Annotated in this window: 13 protein-coding genes, 1 tRNA gene and 1 pseudogene; 5 read left to right on the forward strand and 10 right to left on the reverse strand. The window is 62.6% G+C overall.

Features of this window, described 5'->3' with window-relative positions; translation table 11 throughout:
- Positions 1-80: 80 nt before the first annotated feature.
- The 4 genes from ACSQ3S_RS22370 to ACSQ3S_RS22385 all read right to left on the reverse strand — a co-directional run bounded on the left by ACSQ3S_RS22370 (position 81) and on the right by ACSQ3S_RS22385 (position 5040).
- Positions 81-1316 (reverse strand): hypothetical protein, encoded by a 1236-nt coding sequence (locus ACSQ3S_RS22370; RefSeq protein ID WP_436143828.1) that lies wholly within the window; start codon positions 1314-1316, stop codon positions 81-83.
- Between the two features lie 189 nt (positions 1317-1505).
- On the reverse strand, positions 1506-2696 hold the full coding sequence (locus tag ACSQ3S_RS22375; protein WP_436145067.1) for a XylR family transcriptional regulator: 1191 nt from the start codon (positions 2694-2696) through the stop codon (positions 1506-1508).
- Between the two features lie 342 nt (positions 2697-3038).
- Positions 3039-3257, reverse strand: coding sequence for a hypothetical protein (locus ACSQ3S_RS22380; protein ID WP_436143829.1), 219 nt, complete (start codon positions 3255-3257; stop codon positions 3039-3041).
- 499 nt (positions 3258-3756) lie between these two features.
- Positions 3757-5040, reverse strand: coding sequence for a helix-turn-helix domain-containing protein (locus tag ACSQ3S_RS22385; protein WP_436143830.1), 1284 nt, complete (start codon positions 5038-5040; stop codon positions 3757-3759).
- 432 nt (positions 5041-5472) lie between these two features.
- Here ACSQ3S_RS22385 and ACSQ3S_RS22390 point away from each other — a divergent pair, with 432 nt between their 5' ends.
- The 3 genes and pseudogenes from ACSQ3S_RS22390 (at position 5473) to ACSQ3S_RS22400 (ending at position 9775) form a co-directional block, all read left to right on the forward strand.
- Positions 5473-7824: a WD40/YVTN/BNR-like repeat-containing protein gene (locus tag ACSQ3S_RS22390; protein ID WP_436143831.1), complete on the forward strand. Its 2352-nt coding sequence runs from the start codon at positions 5473-5475 to the stop codon at positions 7822-7824.
- Positions 7825-7879: 55 nt separating this feature from the next.
- Positions 7880-8479: a PEP-CTERM sorting domain-containing protein gene (locus ACSQ3S_RS22395; RefSeq protein ID WP_436143832.1), complete on the forward strand. Its 600-nt coding sequence runs from the start codon at positions 7880-7882 to the stop codon at positions 8477-8479.
- 190 nt (positions 8480-8669) lie between these two features.
- Positions 8670-9775: pseudogene (locus ACSQ3S_RS22400) on the forward strand (AraC family transcriptional regulator).
- Between the two features lie 140 nt (positions 9776-9915).
- Here ACSQ3S_RS22400 and ACSQ3S_RS22405 read toward each other — a convergent pair.
- Positions 9916-11961: an alpha-L-arabinofuranosidase C-terminal domain-containing protein gene (locus ACSQ3S_RS22405; protein ID WP_436143833.1), complete on the reverse strand. Its 2046-nt coding sequence runs from the start codon at positions 11959-11961 to the stop codon at positions 9916-9918.
- A 473-nt stretch (positions 11962-12434) separates the two neighbouring features.
- Here ACSQ3S_RS22405 and ACSQ3S_RS22410 point away from each other — a divergent pair, with 473 nt between their 5' ends.
- Entirely contained in the window at positions 12435-13808 is a 1374-nt protein-coding gene (locus tag ACSQ3S_RS22410; RefSeq protein WP_436143834.1) for a glycoside hydrolase family 27 protein, read from the forward strand.
- 113 nt (positions 13809-13921) lie between these two features.
- Here ACSQ3S_RS22410 and ACSQ3S_RS22415 read toward each other — a convergent pair.
- Positions 13922-13997, reverse strand: a tRNA-Gly gene (locus tag ACSQ3S_RS22415).
- 207 nt (positions 13998-14204) lie between these two features.
- The gene (locus tag ACSQ3S_RS22420) at positions 14205-15410 is read right to left on the reverse strand and encodes an NnrS family protein (RefSeq protein ID WP_436143835.1); all 1206 of its coding nucleotides are present in this window, start codon (positions 15408-15410) and stop codon (positions 14205-14207) included.
- Between the two features lie 177 nt (positions 15411-15587).
- On the opposite strand from ACSQ3S_RS22420, the gene ACSQ3S_RS22425 reads away from it, so the two are divergent.
- Positions 15588-15830 (forward strand): heavy-metal-associated domain-containing protein, encoded by a 243-nt coding sequence (locus ACSQ3S_RS22425; RefSeq protein WP_436143836.1) that lies wholly within the window; start codon positions 15588-15590, stop codon positions 15828-15830.
- 13 nt (positions 15831-15843) lie between these two features.
- Here the strand turns inward: ACSQ3S_RS22425 and ACSQ3S_RS22430 are convergent, their stop codons facing one another.
- From ACSQ3S_RS22430 to moaA, 3 genes are all read right to left on the reverse strand, one after another.
- A complete protein-coding gene (locus ACSQ3S_RS22430) occupies positions 15844-16509 on the reverse strand; it encodes a response regulator (RefSeq protein WP_436143837.1) in 666 nt (221 codons plus the stop codon).
- A gap of 24 nt (positions 16510-16533) precedes the next feature.
- The gene (locus tag ACSQ3S_RS22435) at positions 16534-18453 is read right to left on the reverse strand and encodes a type IV pili methyl-accepting chemotaxis transducer N-terminal domain-containing protein (protein ID WP_436143838.1); all 1920 of its coding nucleotides are present in this window, start codon (positions 18451-18453) and stop codon (positions 16534-16536) included.
- Between the two features lie 66 nt (positions 18454-18519).
- Positions 18520-19494, reverse strand: coding sequence for a GTP 3',8-cyclase MoaA (gene moaA / locus ACSQ3S_RS22440; protein WP_436143839.1), 975 nt, complete (start codon positions 19492-19494; stop codon positions 18520-18522).
- Positions 19495-19572 lie beyond the last annotated feature (78 nt).

Raw genomic sequence — 19572 nt, forward strand, 5'->3', positions numbered from 1 at the left:
TTGTCTCTGTCCTCTTGAAGTCTCGTAGTTGCTCTGCCTGCCCACCGCGACTGGCGGCGGGACTGAAGGATCGTGCGCCATCACTTGAAGGTGATTTGCCCCATCGTCACGCTGGTCGTGTAGATGTCGGTCCCTCCTGTTGGCACCTTGTTGTTGATATCAGGCACGTTGAACTCGAGCTTGGCGACCGGGTAGTTCTGCAGCTCGTTCCAAACGTCGAGCGTGGGCAGGCCGCAACTATTCGCCACCGTGAACGTCTTGAGATCGATACTTTGCTCCTGTACGCCCTGCAGGGGTGCCGTCAACACTGGTGTCATAAACTTCTCCAGAATCACGTTGCAATTGTTGGCGTAGTGGCCAAGGTACAGCCAGACTCTGAGCTGGGTCTTTTGCGCGGCGACCATTTCCGGGTTCATCATGAGATTGAACTTGATCGCCTTCTGGGAATCGATCCGCACGCCGGTAGTCGTGTTGGCGCCCGCGACGAGACCATCCATGGCGGCGGCGTACACGACGAGACCGAAGTAGCCGCCGAAATCAGGAGCGCTCGACTGTTTGTCCATGGAGAACGTGCGGGTGCTGCCGTCGGCGGCCACGGTGTTTTTGTTCGAATCAGAGGAATACCAGTCGATTTTGCCATTCTCGGCGGTACGCCCAATATCGCTTGGCTTGTAGCCGCTTGCGAACGTCAGCGCGGGGGCTTGCGCGGCGCCGACCGGAATGGTCTTGGTCAGCGAAGCCGCATTAAAGTAATCGCTGCCGGCCTGGGCGGCGGTGACGAGGCACAGCCCATCGGCGAGCGCTTGCACCGTGGTTCCGGTAACCGAGCACACCGCGGGCGTGCTGGTGGTAAAGGTGATGGGAAAGTCGGCTAACGAGCCCTGGCTGGAAGTTGCCGCCAGCTGCACCGACGCCCCCACGGGCTGCGATCCCGGGTTGAGGAAGCCCAAAATAGCCTGATCATTCTTGGGAACGACGAACAGTTGGCGCTGCGTTGCCGGTGCGTAGCCATTCCCGCCGGCCTGGTTGGCGCTGAGCGAGCATTCGCCCGCCTTCACCAGCGACACCGTGTCGCCGCTGATCGTGCACACGGTCGGCGTGTTCGACACGTAAGTGATCGGCCCGCCGGAACTGGCCGTCGCTGTCAACTTGACGGTCGCGACGTTGGGCGGTGCGGCCACCATCGGACCGCCCGGGAATGGGAAGGAAATGGCCTGCGCCAAGCCGGCGCCGGCGCCGGCGCCGCTGCCACCGCCACCGCAGCCGGCCAGCAACGTGGCGCAGGCCAGTCCGACTGCTGTCAGCTGCAACCTCATGGTATCTCTCCTCATGGTATGTCTCCTCATTGGAATGTTCCTTTCTTTTTGGTTTTGCTAAAATTGCCCGGCAAGGGGCGTGAGTCTCACCGCCGCGCCCCCTGCGGACGCCATCGGAAAAGATCGCTTCAAGAAAAACTCCTGATTCAATTTGACGGAATGCACTGGGGTGTACCCTGGCCAGGTTCACTAAGCTGGCGACATCTGTCCACGCTCGCCGAGCACGCGGTCGCGGTAGGCGCGCGGCGTGCAGCCGAGTTCGCGCTTGAACACCCGATGCATGTGCTGGATGGACGTCAGGCCGCTGCCCACCGCCACGTCCGCGATGCTGCATTCGCCGCTTTCGAGGCCGGCCTTGGCGGCATTGAGCTTGAAGCTCAGGATTACGTCGTGCACGCTGCATCCCAGCTCCTGGCGAAAGCCGGCTTCGAGCGAAGAGCGCGACACGCCGACGTGTTCGGCCACCTGTTCGGTCTTGATGCCCTGGCAGGCATACAGGCGGATGAAGTGGCGCGCCCGCATGACGTTCGGATGCTTGATCAGCTGGAACTGGCTGGACGCGTGTACGTTGATGCCGGCCGGCGGCACCACGATCCGCGTGTTCGGCAAGCGCACCCCGTGCAGCATCTGCTCGATCAGATGGGCCGCCGAACGCCCCATCTCCTGCGCGCCCTGGATCACGGAGCTGAGCGGTATGCGGGTGAGCCTGCGCACCAGCGGGTCGTTGTCGATGCCGATGATCGCCACCTGTTCCGGCACTTCGATGCCGGCGATGGCACAGGCCTGCAATAGCAGGCGCGCGCGCGCGTCCGAGACGGCGATGACGCCTAGCGGTTTGGGCAAGCTGCGCAGCCAGTCGATCTGCCCCTGGACCGCCTCGTCCCACGAATCGACGCTGGTTTCGCAGCCCCGGAAGATCTCCGCCTCCAGCTGGTCGTCCTGCATCAGGCTGCGGAAGGCATGCTCGCGCTCCTGCGCCCAGCGGTTTTCCCCGCTGGCGGGAACGCTGAACATGGCGAAACGCTGCAGGCCGACGTCGATCAGATGCTGGCGTGCCAGTTCGATCAGCTTGAAATTGTCGGTCGCCACGTAGGGCACCCCGGCCGGATAATTGGCCGGGTCGGAATAGGAACCGCCCACTGCCACTACCGGTATGCGACAGCGCGACAACGCCTCCGCCACGGCCGGATCGTCAAAATTGGCGATGATGCCATCGCCCTGCCAGTGCTCGATGCCGGACAGGCGCAATCGGAAATCGTCTTCCAGGAATAGATCCCAGGCCGCGCGCGTACGTCCCAAATATCCGGCAATGCCGGTAATGACTTCGTGATCGAATATCTTGTTCGCGTTGAATAACAGCGCGATCCGGTGTACTTTCATCGTCTTCATTTTTCTTGAATGCTTGGAAAACATTTATTTTTGCCCGCACGTCCTGACTGTCAGCGCCTGGTATCCGATTTGTGCATCAGCTCGCACGCACGCCTGCAGCCATGCTGGCGCCTCAAAAAAGGGGCAGCCAAAGCTGCCCCGTAAAGACCACGGCGGAACCCGCCATGGGAGGAGAGCGAAGGCGCGTGAAGACCAGTGGTGACGCTATCGACAGCGCGCCGACCTGCGCCAGCAGGCCGGCCCCCAGCATCGGCGGGGTGCCGGGAGCCGGTGTCGCGCGTGATGCTTGGCATCGGTAGCTGGCGCTGAGGGCGATGTTGCCGGTGGTGCCGATCAGCTGACCGGCGGCGTCGTGAGCGCTGATGTTGATCCAGCCGGCCGGGCCGGTGCCGCCATCCGGTTCCCGCTCAGACCCGCATACGGGCTGCGGTTGTTCAGGCTGGTGGAGTCACCGCCGGTGGCCAGGTCGTCAAAGTTGGTCGCGCCGGCTTGGGCGCCAGCCGCCAGCAGCAAACCCGCCGTCAAGCAGGCCACAATTTTTATCAATTGCATTACCGTCTCCCTAATTATTTTATTTTCCAACATACAAGCTGCCACCATCGCCGACGCACCAGCCTGGAATCGATTATTTTGCGTCTGCGACCGGGCCGGTAACGGAACCTGGCCCACGTCTGAAGCATAGGCAGCCCCTCTTGCGCAACGCTATCGCTGGCAAGAAAATTTCTTACAATCGGCAGAAATTGCAAGCAATCTTGACCACAGCGTAAATCCGCTGTTGCAGCTGGCGGAAGAAATGGGGCGATGCCACGGTCCAACCGTGGAGCAGCCGTGGCTCGGCCGGAGAAAAGGGCACTGGCAAGGGGTGGAATGGAGGGCACGCCCCTGCGACTGGCGCGAGGGCGGGATGACAGAAGTTCAGGCGGGGGGCAGGTTGAGTGGTGCTGACGAGCCGGATCAGGCTGCGTGGTTGGAACGAGCCGGCTCAGAATGAGCAGTTGGGACGCGGCGGTTCAGGCGAGTGATTATGAAGGGAGCAGTCGGCGGGTTGCTGCTACTGCTCGTGCTGCCTCTGCTGGGAGGCAAGAATCCGAAATGACTTCGGCGAGCAACCGAATTCTTCCTTGAACAGCTTATTAAAATAGGGAACATTCGCGTAACCAACCGAATACGCGATTTCCGACACGGCGGCGCTGCTGTTCTCAGTCAGCAGCCTGGATGCTTCAGTCAGCCGCAGTTTATTCACGTAACCGGTGAATGTCATGCCCAGTTCGGATTTCAGCACTTCATTGATTTTATAGCGGGTTGCGCCTGTCCCTTCCACCACGGTTTCCAAGTCCAGTTCGGGATCGGTATAAGAGTTCGCAATATACCGCAAGACCGCCCCCTTCTCCTTGTCCTTGTACGGTTCCACGGTGAGCTGGCGGTAGGCCACCAAGGGCAAATTTGTTTTCATTTTTGAATCCACGCTAGCCAACAGCGCGCGGGAATAGGCCAGAAAAAACCACACGCCAAATGCCACCCAGCCACCCAGGATAATAACCACCAGCGCGGCCAAATAGCGGTAATCGCGGCCATGCAATGTCAGTTCGCTGATTTCAACATGCCCATCGACATTGTGTGGAGTGGTACTGCTGGTGCCAAACAAGATTTGCCCGACCTTTTCCAGTTTATAACCCTGGAGCGCCAATTCCTGCTTCCTCACAGGAAACCACCATTCGGGAATAAGCAGCCGGGCTAGCTCGAGCGTCACCGGCATGCCCTGTTCATTGCACGAAAAATACGTTCTAGGTGGAATGTAAGTCCCGAATTTGCCTGCCGTGGAGAGTTTTTCATCAAAGGTGGACACCTCGAGCATCATGGAAGTGGCCGGCGCACATTTGGCAACAAAGGTAATGGTATCGAACTTCGACCAATCTTCGTGAATCGGTCGTCCTTTGTCGTCATCGAGGGCCAGCACGATGCCGACAAAAGGATACGTGGCCGCCTCCTTCAGCTTGAAGTCGAAGCGCAGCCGGTCGCGTGACTTGTCGAGCAAGCGCACCGCCGACGCTTCGCTAGTCGCCATATCGGAAACCGTTCCGTAATGCCAGTGGGAGCCACCTTTATGCTCAGGCATCAGCGACTCTGTCGGAAAGGTCCGGTAAACAAGAAAAACCGCCAGCAGCGCGTCCACGACGAGCAGGAAAATCAGCGCCAGCAGCGTTTTTTTATATAACTCTTGCATATGGATAGGTGTTGAAGTGTCTCTGCGCCGCACTTTTTGGCGGCTATGGTTCGGCATCATAACAGGCGAAATATGGGCGGCCCTAGGTATTTTTGCAACATTGTGGCGCATATCGGCTTCGTCACGGACACGATGTGCTCAAGGGTGGCATCGTCGGGGGCTGTCGAGCGCGCGCGCCAGGCAGGCGGCCGCGGCAGACTTCCACTTTGGCTAACTTTGCTTGCAATTTCTGCGGATTGTAAGAAATTTTTTCGCCAGCGATATCGTTCCACAAGATGGGCTGCCTATGCTTCGGACCTGGGCCAGGTCTCGTTACCGCCCCTGGCGAGTCATTAAGAAATTTATCGGGCGATTGAGGTATTCGAACCGATTTGCGCGCAGGTGTTCGCAGGATGCTTGATGGCGCCGGCGGTCCGCAAGGAAACACAGGTTGAATGCGATTATTTGCGCGCTTTTAATGTCTTCGCGGTTTGCGCTGTTTTATATATGACGGACATCCAATGTGCCGCACATTCACCGATTTATTTTCCCTGGAGACTGAGTATGAACAAAAAGCAAATCATCGCCCTCGCCGGCGTGCTGGCTGCCCTGGTGGCCGGCTGCGGTGGCGGCAGTGAGAGCACCGGATCCGCAGCGGGATCCAGGTTTGCCTCGATGATGAGCATGGGGGCCGCGGCCAGGCCAGCGGCGCCGGCCCGATGGGCCAACGTGAAGATCGGCGGCGGCGGCTACGTGCCCGGGCTGATCTTCCATCCGACCAGTCCGGACGTGCTGTATGCTCGCACCGACATGGGCGGTGCCTACCGCTGGGACGCCGCCAACGCGGCCTGGGTACCGATCACCGACGGCTTCGGCGCCGCCGAATCCTTCTACCACGGCTCCGAGACCATGGCGCTCGATCCAAACGACGACAATCGCGTCTACATGAGCACCGGCATGTACCTGTCGGACAAAGCCGACGCGCGCCTCTACATTTCCACCGACCGCGGCGACAACTGGACCTACGTCAACCTGCCGTTCTCGGCGGCCAGCAACGCCCAAGGCCGTGCCGTCGGCGAGCGCCTGATGGTCGACCCCAACAATCCTGCCATCCTGTTCTACGCAACGCGAACGACCGGCCTGTGGAAGAGCGCCGACCGCGGCCAGACCTGGCAGCAGCTGACCTCACTGTCGTCGCACAAGATGACCAATGCAGAAATCGACACCGCCCAATGGCGTGGCGTGGTCGGCATGGAGCAGGTGATCTTCGACACCAATACCAAAGGTACCGGCAACGCCACGCAGACCATCTACACGGCCGTTGGGCCGGACTATGCCGCGGTGGCGGGTCTGGCATACAGCATGTACAAGACCACCGACGGCGGCGCCACCTGGACCGGCATCACCACACCCGTGACGGGCTACTATATCCCGCACATGGTGCGCGCCAAGGACGGCATGATGTACGTCGCCTTCACGCAGGGCACCGGCCCCGGCGCCAGCGGTTCGGCAAGGCTGTACAAATTCGACGGCAGCACTTGGACCCTGCTCAAGAGCTATGATTCGTCGAGCCCGGGTACCGGCTACGGCATGGGCGGCTTGTCGGTGTCCGGCACCGGCGCCACCACTCGCATCGCGCTCGGTGTCACCAATTCCTGGGGCAACTATGAAGGCCAGCCTATTGTGCAATTGTCGGATAATGCCGGCACCACCTGGCGCGAGATTTCCGCCCTGGCCCCGCACTTCGGCGAACAGACCATGTGGGGGGGATGGCCCGACGACGTCGAGATCGACCCGAACAATCCTGAACGCATCCTGCATGTGAATGGCGGCGGCGTGTGGGAAACCAGGAATGCGTCGGCGGCCGAGCCGACCTGGAACTTCATCGTTAAAGGCCTGGAGGAAACCGCGACACTGGCCCTGATGGCGTCACCGCCGGGCGCGAACTACCAACTGCTCAACAGCTCGGGAGACATGGGCATGGTCGTCCATACGGAACTCTACAAAGCCCCGACGCGCGGCCCGAAGAACTGGTTCAGCAACAGCAACAGCTCCGACATGGCGTGGGCCAATCCGGCTTATATCGCGACGATCGGCACCACCACCTGGGACCACCCCAACGTGGCTGGCGCCTACTCCACCGATTCAGGCCTGACCTGGACTGCCTTCTCCGCCAACCACCCCGACGGCATGGCCCACCAGGGCGGTGACTCGACGCTGGCGGTCACCAAACCGGGCCACATCGTCTGGGCGCCGTCCGATTCCGTGCCGGCCTACACCACCAACAGTGGAGCGAGCTGGACCTACACCAATCTGCCGGCCGTGGAACCGGGCACAAGCTACCGCCTGGCGGCCGACCGCAAGAATCCGAACCGCGTGTATGCGTACCAAGGCGGCGGCGGCTGGTGGCGCTCGGCGCCGTTGTTCTACTATTCGACCGACGGCGGCCATACGTTCACCGTCAGCAGCCAGTTCTCCACCTTGGGCCCGCGCCCCGAGTTTATCTCGAACACCTCGCTGGCCGTCAATGCCAACGCCGAAGGCGACGTATGGTTGGCCGACTCGCACAGCATCTTCCACTCGCTCGATGGCGGTGCCACCTGGACCAAGCTGAGCGTGACGGGGTCGATCTGGGGTGATCACCCGACCTGGTCATGGCCCGTTGTGTATGGCGCCACCTCCATCGCCCTGGGCAAAGCCCCGGCCGGCGCGAGTTACTCAGCCTCGGTGTATGTGGTCGGCGTGATCAACGGCGTGTGGGGCGTGCACCGTTCCGACGATGGCGGCGCCACCTGGCGGCGCTTCAACGACGACAAGCACCAGTACGGCGGTATCGGCAACCTGGCGGCCGATCAGACGGTGCCTGGCCGCCTGTTCATGTCCGGCGGCGGCCGTGGCATCTTGTTCAGCTACTAAAGCGCCAGGCCCGCCCCATGCAAACCTGCATGAATCCCCCAATTCGGAGAACAAAATGAAGTCCATGAAATTCAAAAGCATCCTCGTCTCTTTGATCCTCGGTTTGGGCGCGGCGGCGGCCAACGTCGGCGCCGCAGTCCTGACCTTCGACAGCTTGACCAAGTTCGGAGCCTATGGCGACGGCGAAGCGCTGCTCGACAGCATGAGCGCCAATGGCCAGAGCCTGAGCTACCAGGAGTCGGGCTTTCTGGTGACCCTGACCACACCCAACGCGCCGGCCGGCGCGGCCCACTTCGGCGACGGCACGTATGAGCCGCAGACCTTCAACTGGCACGACGGCTTCGAAAATGGGGCGAATTCCTTCGTGACGCTGACCCGCGTGGACGGCGGCCGGTTCAACCTGGTCAGCTTCAACTACTACACGGACCAGAGCGCGCTGTCGGCCGATGGCAAGCCGGTCGGCGTGCTGCAGGACTGGGGCACCTGGGACACCAAGCTGAACGGCATCAGCGAACTGCGCCTGGGCTCGGGCGCCTACAACGAACTCGACAACATCAATGTGGAAAACATCAGCGCCGTTCCGGAGCCCGGCATCCTGCCGCTGCTGTTGAGCGGCTTGATCGTTGTCGCGGGAGCGCGTCGTCGCCGTCGGTAATCTGGCTCCTTCATCGGCGCCCGGAGCCTGATCACCTTCAATGGCCGCACTCGACGGTGTCGGCGCGGCAGGCAGGGCTCGGGGCGCTTTATCAAACTCCGAGGTGCATTGCGATGCGTTTCGGTATAACGAGTGCGTTACTGCTGTCGTTCTCACGAATACACTGCGGCGTTGACAGCACTCAGCCGAGATGAAAATGACAAAAGCACGCCGTATTGCCCTGCTGTTCAACGCGAACAAGGCATTCGACCGCGACATCCGGGAGGGCATCGCGGCCCATTTCGGCAGCCCTGACGCGCGCGCGTTCCAGTGGTGGCAGTGGGCGGCTCATATGCCTGCGAAGACCAATACCCGCCCGGCATTCCTTACGTGGCGACCGACAATTCCAAGCTCATCGAACTAGCGTACGAGCACCTCGCCGGAGCCGGCCTGCGCCACTTTGCCATGTTCAGTCTACCGGAAGCCATGGAAAACCGCTGGGCGCAAGAGCGCGAAAACGCCTTCATCAGCCTGATGCGGCGCGACCGAATGGGGGCCGGGATCTTCCGTGGCCTCAGCACCAAGGCGCATTCGTGGGATGAGGCGGTCCAGAGTCAGATCGCCTGGCTGCAAAGCTTGCCCAAACCGGTCGGCATCATCGCCGTCACGGATGCGCGTGCGCGCCAATTGTTGCAGGCCTGTACGCTCGCCGGCATCGCAGTGCCGGAGCAGGTGGCGCTGATCGGCATCGACAACGATCCGCTGGTGCGCGTGCTGGGCCGCATACCGCTCAGTTCGGTGATCCATGGCTCAGTGATGATGGGACGCACGGCCGCCCATATGCTGAACCGGATGCTGCTCGGTGCGAACCTGGCCGACACGCGCATCCTGGTGCCGCCTGCCGGCATCAATGTGCACGCGTCCAGCCAGTACCAGCTGATCAAGCATCCGTACGTGATGCGGGCTCGGCACTTCATGCGCCAGTACGCCTGTCTAGGCATCAAAACCAGGCAGGTAGCCGATTATGTGGGCATCTCACGCTCTTCGCTCGAATCGTATTTCCGGCAGGAGCTGGGGTGCACGGTGCACGACGTGCTGTTGCGCATCAGGCTCGATGCCGCCAAAACCCGCCTGGAAAGCGGGAATCACAACATCGCCGAGGTGGCGCAGGCCTGCGGCTTCAGCTCCTCCCAGTACATGCACCAGGTGTTCAAGCGCGAACTGGGTTGTACGCCGGCCACGTACCGGGATAGCGCGCTCGGCATAGGCGAACCATCGCCCGCCAATCTAGCCGGCAAGGAGCCACGCTCGATGTAGGCAAGCCGCGCCGCGCCGAATTCGGCGATCGCGAGGACCCGACTCGCGCCAGGGTTCCACCGATGGCCGCGTGCTCACCGACGCGGGCTTCCCGCCATGACGCCCAATGAGGGCCATGGCGGAATCGCAGTAGTAGCGGCCTATTTGGTCGACAGCACCAGCACGGTCACCGAATACGGCGCGAAGCTATAGCTGAACTGCTTACCCAGCCCGCTCGCCCTGCTGGTCACCGGCACCACCTTGGTCGGCTCGACGATGGTGTTGGTGTCTTCCTTTTTCGCCGAGGCGAGCACGATCGCCTTGCCTTCCGACGCCACCTTGCCGGCGCCGGCAAGCTCGACCCGCACCGTCTGCGGCGTGCCGATCGCGTTGACGACCTTCAGGTAGATCTCGCCGAGCTGGTCCGATTTGGTCGCCGAGAAGAACATGGTCGGCACTTGCCTGGCCGGCGGCAGCACCTGCGGCGCCTCCTTGCTGGCCGGCTGCTGCCAGGTCTGCGTACCGACCTTCTGCGCTGTCACCGGCAGCGACACGTTGCCCAGATAATTGCTGAACATCTTCTGCGCATGGTAGGACGGCGAGCCGTAGCTCGCTTGGACGTCGTAACCGACCAGGTTCGATTGCCACTGCATCCCACCCGGGTTCACGTTCACCAGCAGCGGCGCGTAGCAGGACATTTCGACGACGTCGGCATTGCGCTCCATGCCGGCCATGAAGGCGGCGTCGGCCAGCGCGGAGTGCAGGTTGGTGGTCGGTTCGCCTTCGCGCGCGGCCCACTCGCCGATAAACACCTTCGGCCCGCTGCGCTCATAACTGTCGTAGCGCGCGGCGTCGCTCATCATCTCCATCGGGCTGTAGTAGTAGTGCTCGTCGACCAGGTCGGGCACCCGGCTGGTCAGCGCCTGGAGCTGGCTCAGCCAGTCCTTGCCGTTCACGGTGGAGATCAGCTTGAGCTGCGGGTGCTTCGCCTTGATGGCGTCGTGAAACTGGGTGTAACGGCCGTCGTAGGTCTTCTGCTTGTCGAAGCCGTCCTCGTTGCCGATCTCGACGTAGCGCAGTTTGAACGGCGCCGGATGGCCATCCTTGGCGCGCTGCGCGCCCCATTTCGTGCCGACGTCGCCGGTGACGTATTCGATCTCGTCGAGCGCTTCCTGGACGAAGGGCTGCAGGTCCCGGCCGCCCGGAATGGTCTCGCCGTGGAGCGCATAGCCGGCGAATACCGCCAGCACCGGCTCGGCCCCCATATCCTCGCACCACTCGAGGAATTCGAGCAGGCCCATGCCGTCGGATGAGCGGTAGCCCCAGGTGCCGCGATGGCCGGGACGCTGTTCGATCGGACCGAGCGTTTCCTTCCACTTGAAGCGGGTCGCCACGGTCTCGCCTTCGAGGTAGTTCCCGCCCGGGAAGCGCAGGAAGGCCGGCTTCATGTCGATCAGTTTTTGCATCAGGTCGACCCGGTTGCCGTTCGGCCGGTCCTTGTAGGTCGGCGGGAACAGCGAAACCTGGTTGAACCATACGGTGCCCGGGCTTTCGGTGGCGATCACCAGGCGCGCGGCGGCGGTCGGCTTGACGTTGGCGGCAGTCGTCAGGGTGACGCTGTAGCGCTTCCAATCGCCGTTGATGCGGCCGCCCTCGGCCTGCGCGTACACGGTGTTGCCGTCCGTGCCTTCGATGCTGACGGTCAGCGGCACCCCGCCGGCGCCGGCGGTCCTGGCGTAGAAGCTGGCGCGGTAGCGGGTGTTCGGCTTGACCGGAATGCCCCAGTAGCCGGCGTTGGCGATGCCGACCCGGTGGCCCCGCGCGGCGCGCGCGGCATCGAGCCGCAGGCTGGTGGTCAGGGCGGTGGCGGCGACGGGAAAGCGCTGGTCGAGCGCGATCGCGGCGCTGCCGCCGGCGTCCTGCACCACCGACCAGTGCGCGGGCGTCTTGTCGTCGTCCTTGAAGACGCGGTTGCGCACCAGTTCCGCGTACAAGCCGCCATCGTAGGAGTAGTTGATTTCCTCGGTCATCAGGCCATACAGGGTCGGGCTGACGGGGATGCCGGGCTTGGAGAGGTCGATCGTGACGGCGGTCTGAGCCATCGCCAGTGGCGCGATCAGGGCAGCCAGCGACAGCAGGCGGGAGACACGGAGGCGGCGTTGGGGGCTCGGCAGGACGGCACCGCGTGGCGGGATGTTCAGGTTCATGGGCGGGATGGGTCTTCTCGTGGTGCTGCGCTTACGGGGCGCTTTTTTATTTGGATGTTCGCGGCGTCTACAGCGCGAACGCGGTGGCAAATATTATGGCCGGCCCCCTGCCACGACCAATCATATTTTGGCGGCGATCGATATGCGAATCGATATCGCCCCTCCCAAGGACTGAGGGTAGATGACGCACGCGCGGCCGCAGCCGCGTCGCAAATTCGAAAACAAGCAATCCGACAAAACAAGAATTGGCCGCCTCGTCGGCCGAAAGAAAAATGACTCCGCGCATTGGTGATTTTGAAAATTGCGGCGCACACGAGGAGCGCGCAGAATGCAACCCACCCTCTGGAGACCAGTCTTGCAATATCCCCCCTCCCAGACGCGCTCTTACTGGCACTGACACTGGCCTTGGCCGCTTGCGGCGGAGGCGCCCAAAATTGCTCACCTTCACTTTTAACATATCTATCATCACTATTATGATCAACGCCCGCCGACGTCGTATTTTCACCGCATCCATGGCCACCGTCGCCGCCGCGGCGCTTCCTGTCTCCGCGGTTGCTGCCGCAGCGCAGAAAAAAACGGCGGCCAGCCGCGCGGCGCTAGCGCCCACGCCGCCGATGGGTTGGAACAGCTGGAATTCGTTCGCCACCACGATCAACGAAGCCCAGGCCCTCGAGACCGCTCGCATCATGGCGCAGAAGCTGCTGCCATCGGGCTATGACATATTGACAGTGGACATACAGTGGTACGAGCCGAATGCCACCGGCTACGACTACCGCAAGGACGCCGAGTTGACGATGGATGAATATGGCCGCTTGCTGCCTGCGCCCAACCGCTTCCCATCGGTTGCGCAGGACAAGGGGTTCAAGAGCCTTGCCGATCAAATTCATCGGATGGGCATGAAGTTCGGCATCCACGTCATGCGCGGCATTCCGCGCCAGGCGGTGCGGATGAATACGCCGATCCTGGGCACCACGCTGCGCGCGAAGGATATTGCCGATACCTCGTCCACCTGCATATGGAACGGCGACATGTATGGCATCGACATGACCAAGCCGGGCGCGCAGGAGTACTACAACTCGATCTTCAAAATGTATGCATCGTGGGGCGTCGACTATGTCAAGATGGATGACATGTCGCGCCCGTATGACAAGAACTGGCGCGAGATCGAAGCCGCGCACAAAGCCATCAAGGCGAGCGGCCGCGCCATCACGCTGAGCCTGTCGCCCGGCGAGACCGACCTCAAATGGGCCAACCACGTGCCGCATTATGCGCAGCTGTGGCGCATCTCGGACGATTTCTGGGACGATTGGAAATTGCTGAAGGATCAGTTCCGCCGTCTGGAAAACTGGAATCCCTACATGGGCGAGAACGCCTGGCCGGACGCCGACATGCTGCCCCTTGGCCGCCTTGCACTGGGTGAACGCGACACCAAATTCACGCCGGATGAGCAGCAGACACTGATGTCCCTATGGAGCATCGCGCGTTCGCCGCTGATCATGGGCGGCGACTTGCGGCGCATGGACGACGCCACGCTCGCCCTGCTGACCAATCCGGAAGTGCTCGCGGTGAATCAGAAGAGTCACCAGAACCGGCCGCTGCACGCCGACCAGGGCACGCGCATCTGGAGCGCACGCGCGAACGGCACAAAATCGGCCTACTACCTTGCGCTGTTCAACACGGAAGACAAGCCGGTGGACATCGCGTTCGACCTGTCGCGCCTGAACCTCGGCGATAAAACCGTGGCGCTGCGTGACCTGTGGGCACGCCGCGATCTGCCGGCAGCGCGCGGCGTCATCCGTCAGACCATCAAGCCACATGGCTCCGTGCTTTTGCGCCTTTCAGCGTAACGAGTCAGCAGCCCTATCCAACAGACTGACCGATTCGAAACGGTAGCAACCACGTAGCCGCGCATGCCGTCGAATGCAAAAAGGGCAGCCACATCGGCTGCCCTTCTACATACTGGAGCGGGAGAAGAGTCTCGAACTCTCGACCTCAACCTTGGCAAGGTTGCGCTCTACCAACTGAGCTACTCCCGCGTGGAGTTCAAATTGTCTGGAGGCGAGGATCGGAGTCGAACCGACCTAGACGGCTTTGCAGGCCGTATATATCCTTTAAAATCAATGACTTAGTCGAAAACCACACTTCATGCCACACTTCGGTCAATTCACCTTGTTTGATGCGCCCATGGCCGCGACAGGCGAGCTGCAACGCATTGGCCTGGCGCAAAAACGCGGATTCGCAGGCTAACCCGATTTCCCATCTACCCGCGAACGGACCAGGTAAGGCGCATACGCCCAGACGTACAGGAAAAAAGCCCCGACCCAGCACAGCGCGCTAAACGCCAACAAGTCTGGGCCCTTGTCCCAACCCAGCGCCGAAAGCACGCGGCTCAGAGCGCTCAGTTGTATCAATCCGAACATCGCCGTTTCCATCGGACCGGCGCGCAGCGGCCGTCCGGTATGGCCAAGGGTGGTACGCGTCATCATACCCAGGATCAGGCCGGCCATCGACCCCACCGTCAACGCATGGAAGCCGGCGCTGGCGCTGACCATTTGCCAGCGCGACAGCACCAACAACAGCAGGCCAGCGGCGATCCACGCATAGGACAGGTGCATAATCCACAGCAATGGATAGCCTGCGGTGCGCAGTGCCTGCCAGTGCCACAGGCGCAGCAACACCAGCGCCGCTGCGGCCACACCCAAGGGCGTGATCAGCCAGACGGGAACGGAGGTGATCCAGCCCAACGCGAAGCTGACGATCAAGCCTAAAGACAAGCGGTCGAGCTTGGGCTCGACCACCGGGTTGCTACCGGGTGCACCATTGCGCGTGAACATGGGAATGATGCGGGTGCCAATAGCCGCCTCCATCAGCACGATGACCAGGATTGCCGCCTGCACCGGCGCGATCGACGAGGCCGTCATCCAGCCCAGCATGATGGCATGGAATACGCCGTTGGCAGTCGCCATCAGCGCGAGCAGGCCCACCAGAAAGTAGTTGCGTTTGTTGCCGGATCTTTTCAGTACCTGCCACAGCGGCCAGGCTGCGGCCGGCAGGAACAGCCAGTCGATCACCGCTCCGACCAGGGGCGGCGCCGCCAGCATTGCCAGCCGGCCCACCAGCCACAAGGCCACCAGCGCCGCCAGCCGGCCGCGCACCGGCGTCCACAAACCAGTCCAGTTGAACGCGGCGGTGTAGAGAAAACCGACCACCACCGCCGCCGCCATGCCGAACACCATCTCGTGCATATGCCAGTTGAATCCCACGTGCAGCCAGGGGACGGCGCCTGCGCTCCACCAACCCAGGTAACGCAGGATCCACAGCGGTATCGCCAGCGCGGCAAACACCGCAGCCACCAGATAGAAAGGCCGAAAGCCCAGTGCCCACAGGGGGTGGCTGCTGTCCCACGCAGACGTCGTACTGGCGGGTTCTTCAATGTGAAGCAAGCTCATGATCTACATCCTATAAGAGTACGTACCATTGTCGGCGCGGCATGGCACCGCGTGAAGCCCTGCGCCCACATTGCATAAGCTGGATCAAGGAAATCCAAAACACCTTAGCCAATAGAAGTGCTTTGGCTTAGGCTGTCGCTGTGGGTTTCATTCGGGCTCAACATCAAAAGGAATGCTATGCAAACAGAACTTCTTATCGACGGCATGGAAGGCGAAGTATGCGCCGACACCATCGCCAAACTTCTGGTCGAGATTGACGGCGTCAGCGACGTGCGCGTCTCGCTGCGCGACCGCGTGGCCTTGGCACGCGTCGACGAAACGCGGACCTCGCCGCACCTGCTGATGCGCACCCTGGCGCTGGCCGGCTACCCCGCCAGCGCGCGTCCGGTCGAGGCGCCCGGTGGTTGCTGCGGCGGCTGAACTGTATGGCGCCTCAGGCGCCGTTGTGCATGCGGTGCTCGACCGCGTACACGGCTGCCTGTACCCGGCTGCTCAGCTTGAGCTTTTTCAGCACATTCTGAACATGAATCTTGACCGTGCTTTCGGCCAGGTCCAGCGTGCGCGCGATGCCCTTGTTGCTTTCACCGCGCGCAAGACAGTCGAGGATCTCCCGCTCGCGCGAGGTCAGCTTGTCGAGCTCCGATGCTACCGGCGGCACTGCACCCAACTGCAATTGCGCCACCAGCTTGGCCGTCATCGCCTCGGCCAGCACGGTCTCGCCGGCCGCCGCGCGGCGCAACGCCCGCACCAGGAACTCGGTGTCGATATTCTTCAGCAGATACCCGCTGGCGCCGGCCTTCAGCGCCACGCTCAGGTCTTCCGCGTCTTCCGACACGGTCAACATCACCACCGCGCTGTCGGGACAATCCTGGCGCAGCAGTTCCAGCGTTTCCAAGCCCGACATGCCTGGCATGTTCAGGTCCAGCAAGACCACCTGCGGCTTAAACTGCTGTGCTCGTTTGACGCCCTCGAAGCCGTCGGCAGCCTCGCCCACCACCACAAACTCCGGGTGGCGTTGCAGCAGCGAGCGTATGCCGCTGCGAAACAGCGTGTGGTCGTCCACCAGCAACACGCTGATCGTATTTGCTTGCTTGTCCATCGACTCCAGCCTTTCTTGATAGGGTTAAGCCGCGCGGCGCTGGGCGCGCGGCAGGCGCAGCAGCACTTCCGTGCCGGCGCCCGGCGCCGACCGCAATTGCAGCTGCGCGGCGATGCGCTGAGCGCGCTCGCGCATGATGTTGACGCCGACATGGGCCTCGCCCTGCGTCTCCAGCGCGGCCTGATCGAAGCCGTGGCCGTTGTCCTTGACGCTGAGCGTGAAGTCCTGATCGTCCATCAGCCGCACCCACACCTGGCTGGCCGACGCGTGCTTGCGCACGTTGGACAGGGCCTCCTGCACGATGAACAGCAATTGCAGCTGGTGCTCGCGCGGGAACGGCGCGCCGTCGGAATCGGCGCTGAAATCGACCGCTATGCCGCTTTGGCGGCGGAACTTGTCGACCACCGTTTCCAGCGACGTCACCAGGTTGCCTTCCTGCAGCCGGGTGCGGAAGTTGTGCAGCAGTTCGCGCACGTCCTGGTAGCTCTCCTCGACGCCTGCGCGCAGGGCCGGCACGATGCTCTCCACCTCGTCGATGCGTTGCCGCTGCAGCGACTGCTCCAGCATCTGCACCTGCAAATTCAGGAAGTTCAAGCCCTGGGCGATGCTGTCGTGTAGGCCCTGCGCCACCAGGTTGCGCTCTTCCGAAATGGCCAGCTCGCGATCGCGCCCCTGCAGGCGCTGGTTTTCGATCGCCGTGCCCAGCAGTTGGCCCAGCGTTTCCAGCAGCGCCGTCTGGGCCGCCGTGAACGTGGTGGCCGCGCGGAAGTGCAGGTTGAAAAAGCCCATGTGCTGGCGCTGCGCGAAAATGTGGAAGATCGAAATCGTCGCGAAGCCTTCGCGGTGGCATTGCAGCGTATGGCCGCCGTCGCGGCGCCGCAGGTCGTGAATCACCGCCAGCTTACTGACCACCGCCTCGCCGCACAGGCACTCGCCCACCTTCAGGCAGCGCTCGGTCTCGACCAGCGCTTCCGAGATCCCCTGGTGCACCAGCATGTGCAGGTTGCCACGCAGCGGATCCAGGATGCGCACCGAGCCGCCGTCGGCGCGGAAATATTCGCTGATCCGCTGCAGGAAGCCCTGACACAGGGGCTCGGCTGCCTGCGGCTGCTGCAGGAAGGAGGCGATGTCGTACAGCAGCGCCAGTTCGCGGTTTTGCAGTTCCAGTTCGCCGGTCTTGAGCTGCACCCGTTGTTCCAGGTTGCTGTAGGAATCCTGCAGCTTGTCGGCCATCTGGTTGAAGCCGTTCGCCAACTGGCCAAATTCGTCATTGCTGTCGACCTCCAGCCGCACGCTGAAATCCTGCTCGCGCATACGTTCGATGCCGCCCTGCAGCCGCGTCACCGGCGCCACGATCATGTCGAACAGCAGGTAGATGATACTGATCGTGCCCAGCAGGGCGAGCGCCAGCAACAATAGCTGCGAGGCGCGCAGCCAGAAAGTGCGGCTTTCACTGTCGCGTTCGATGCGGTGCACCAGCTGGTCGACGCGCAGCACGAACTGCTCGCTGCGTTGCTGGATCAGTTGGATTTGCGCGCCATCGCGCGCGCCGGCCGCCAGCAGGCCGCGCACCGGCGGCGCCAGTTCAGCCTGCCATTGCTGCAGCACGTCGGCGTAGGCGCCGTGGATGGCCGCGGTGGGCGGCAGGAACAGCGGCCGCTGCGGATCGCCGCGCCGCAACAGCTCCAGTGTGCGCTCCATGCGGCGCAGCTGCTCGCCGACCTGATGTGCACCATCGGCTTGCGTGGCCAGCAGCGCGAGGCGGTAGCTATCCATGCGCAGGCTGCCGGCCACGTTGATGGCGGCGGCGCTACCCTCCAGCTGCCAGGACAGCAGCAAGGTCGAGCCGATCACGATCAGCGCGATCGCGAGAAAGCTCAGCAGCAAGCCGACAATACGGGTCGACAGCTTCTGCCAGCCGGCGAATAGTCCTGGCTTCAACATGGCGACTCCTGGTATCTGTTGGAACGGATGAGTAAGCGTCTGAGTATACACGCCCGGCGCGTCCACCTAGCCGCCCGTTTGCGACATGAAGCGCACGATCTTGGTCGGTTCCCGCCCAAAATCATGCTGTTGGGGCTTGAGTTCGATGGCGTGCCGGATCGCCTGTTCCAGTTCGGCATCGCTGGCGCCGCCGCGCAGCAGCGGCGCCAGCGGATATTGCTGCTCCTGGCCCAGGCACAGGTACAGGGTGCCGTCCACCGCCAACCGCACCCGGTTGCAGGTGGCGCAGAAATGCTGCGACAGCGGCGTGATGTAGCCGATGCTGGCGCTGCCGTCGGCCGTGGACCAATAGCGCGCCGGCCCGCCGCCCAGCTCCAGCGCCTGCGGCACCAGCTGGAACTTCTCGGCCAGCCGCTGCTGCACCGGCCCCAGGTTCAGGTAGGCGGTGTTGCGGCCGGTCTCGCCCATCGGCATGACTTCAATCAGACGCAGCACGAAATGTTGCTCGATACAAAAGGCCGCCATGGTGTCGATCTCGGCGTCGTTGACGCCGCGCATGGCCACCATATTGATCTTGATCGGCACCAGGCCGGCCGCCTTGGCCGCCTGCAGGCCGTCCAGCACCGCCGGCAGGCAGTCGCGGCCGGTGATGCCGGCCATGCAGTCGCGGTCCAGCGTATCGAGGCTGACGTTGACCCGGGTGATGCCGGAGGCGGCCAGCGCCTCGGCGTGGCGCGCCAGCCGGGTGCCGTTGGTCGACAGCGACAGGTCGCGCACGCCTTCCAGGCTGGACAGGCGGGTCGCCAGTTGCGGCAGGTTGCGGCGGGTCAACGGCTCGCCGCCGGTCAGGCGCACACGCGTGGTGCCCAGGCGGGCGAAGGCCGCCACCACCCGTTCGATCTCGTCAAAACTGAGCCAGTCGGGCGGGTCTTCATAGCCCTTGAAATCCTTGGGCATGCAGTAGGTACAGCGCAGATCGCAGCGATCCGTGACCGACACCCGCAGATAGTCGATCGATCGACCAAACCGGTCGCTTAACATCGTCGCTCTCCTGTCATGGTTGGTGTGGGTCCATTGTAGCGGCCGGGAAGCGTCCTGCCACTGCGCATGACGGCTTAG

This window comes from Duganella sp. LjRoot269 (genome assembly GCF_964254095.1).
Lineage (GTDB): Bacteria > Pseudomonadota > Gammaproteobacteria > Burkholderiales > Burkholderiaceae_D > Rugamonas > Rugamonas hordei.

Bases quoted from the DNA above. Each gene is read 5' to 3' on its own strand.
- moaA (WP_436143839.1), bottom strand. From the start codon at position 19,494: ATGTTAAGCGACCGGTTTGGTCGATCGATCGACTATCTGCGGGTGTCG.
- ACSQ3S_RS22425 (WP_436143836.1), top strand. From the start codon at position 15,588: ATGCAAACAGAACTTCTTATCGACGGCATGGAAGGCGAAGTATGCGCC.
- ACSQ3S_RS22405 (WP_436143833.1), bottom strand. From the start codon at position 11,961: ATGAACCTGAACATCCCGCCACGCGGTGCCGTCCTGCCGAGCCCCCAA.
- ACSQ3S_RS22385 (WP_436143830.1), bottom strand. From the start codon at position 5,040: ATGCGCCACAATGTTGCAAAAATACCTAGGGCCGCCCATATTTCGCCT.
- ACSQ3S_RS22410 (WP_436143834.1), top strand. From the start codon at position 12,435: ATGATCAACGCCCGCCGACGTCGTATTTTCACCGCATCCATGGCCACC.
- ACSQ3S_RS22390 (WP_436143831.1), top strand. From the start codon at position 5,473: ATGAACAAAAAGCAAATCATCGCCCTCGCCGGCGTGCTGGCTGCCCTG.
- ACSQ3S_RS22380 (WP_436143829.1), bottom strand. From the start codon at position 3,257: ATGCAATTGATAAAAATTGTGGCCTGCTTGACGGCGGGTTTGCTGCTG.
- ACSQ3S_RS22375 (WP_436145067.1), bottom strand. From the start codon at position 2,696: ATGAAAGTACACCGGATCGCGCTGTTATTCAACGCGAACAAGATATTC.
- ACSQ3S_RS22370 (WP_436143828.1), bottom strand. From the start codon at position 1,316: ATGAGGTTGCAGCTGACAGCAGTCGGACTGGCCTGCGCCACGTTGCTG.
- ACSQ3S_RS22435 (WP_436143838.1), bottom strand. From the start codon at position 18,453: ATGTTGAAGCCAGGACTATTCGCCGGCTGGCAGAAGCTGTCGACCCGT.
- ACSQ3S_RS22395 (WP_436143832.1), top strand. From the start codon at position 7,880: ATGAAGTCCATGAAATTCAAAAGCATCCTCGTCTCTTTGATCCTCGGT.
- ACSQ3S_RS22430 (WP_436143837.1), bottom strand. From the start codon at position 16,509: ATGGACAAGCAAGCAAATACGATCAGCGTGTTGCTGGTGGACGACCAC.
- ACSQ3S_RS22420 (WP_436143835.1), bottom strand. From the start codon at position 15,410: ATGAGCTTGCTTCACATTGAAGAACCCGCCAGTACGACGTCTGCGTGG.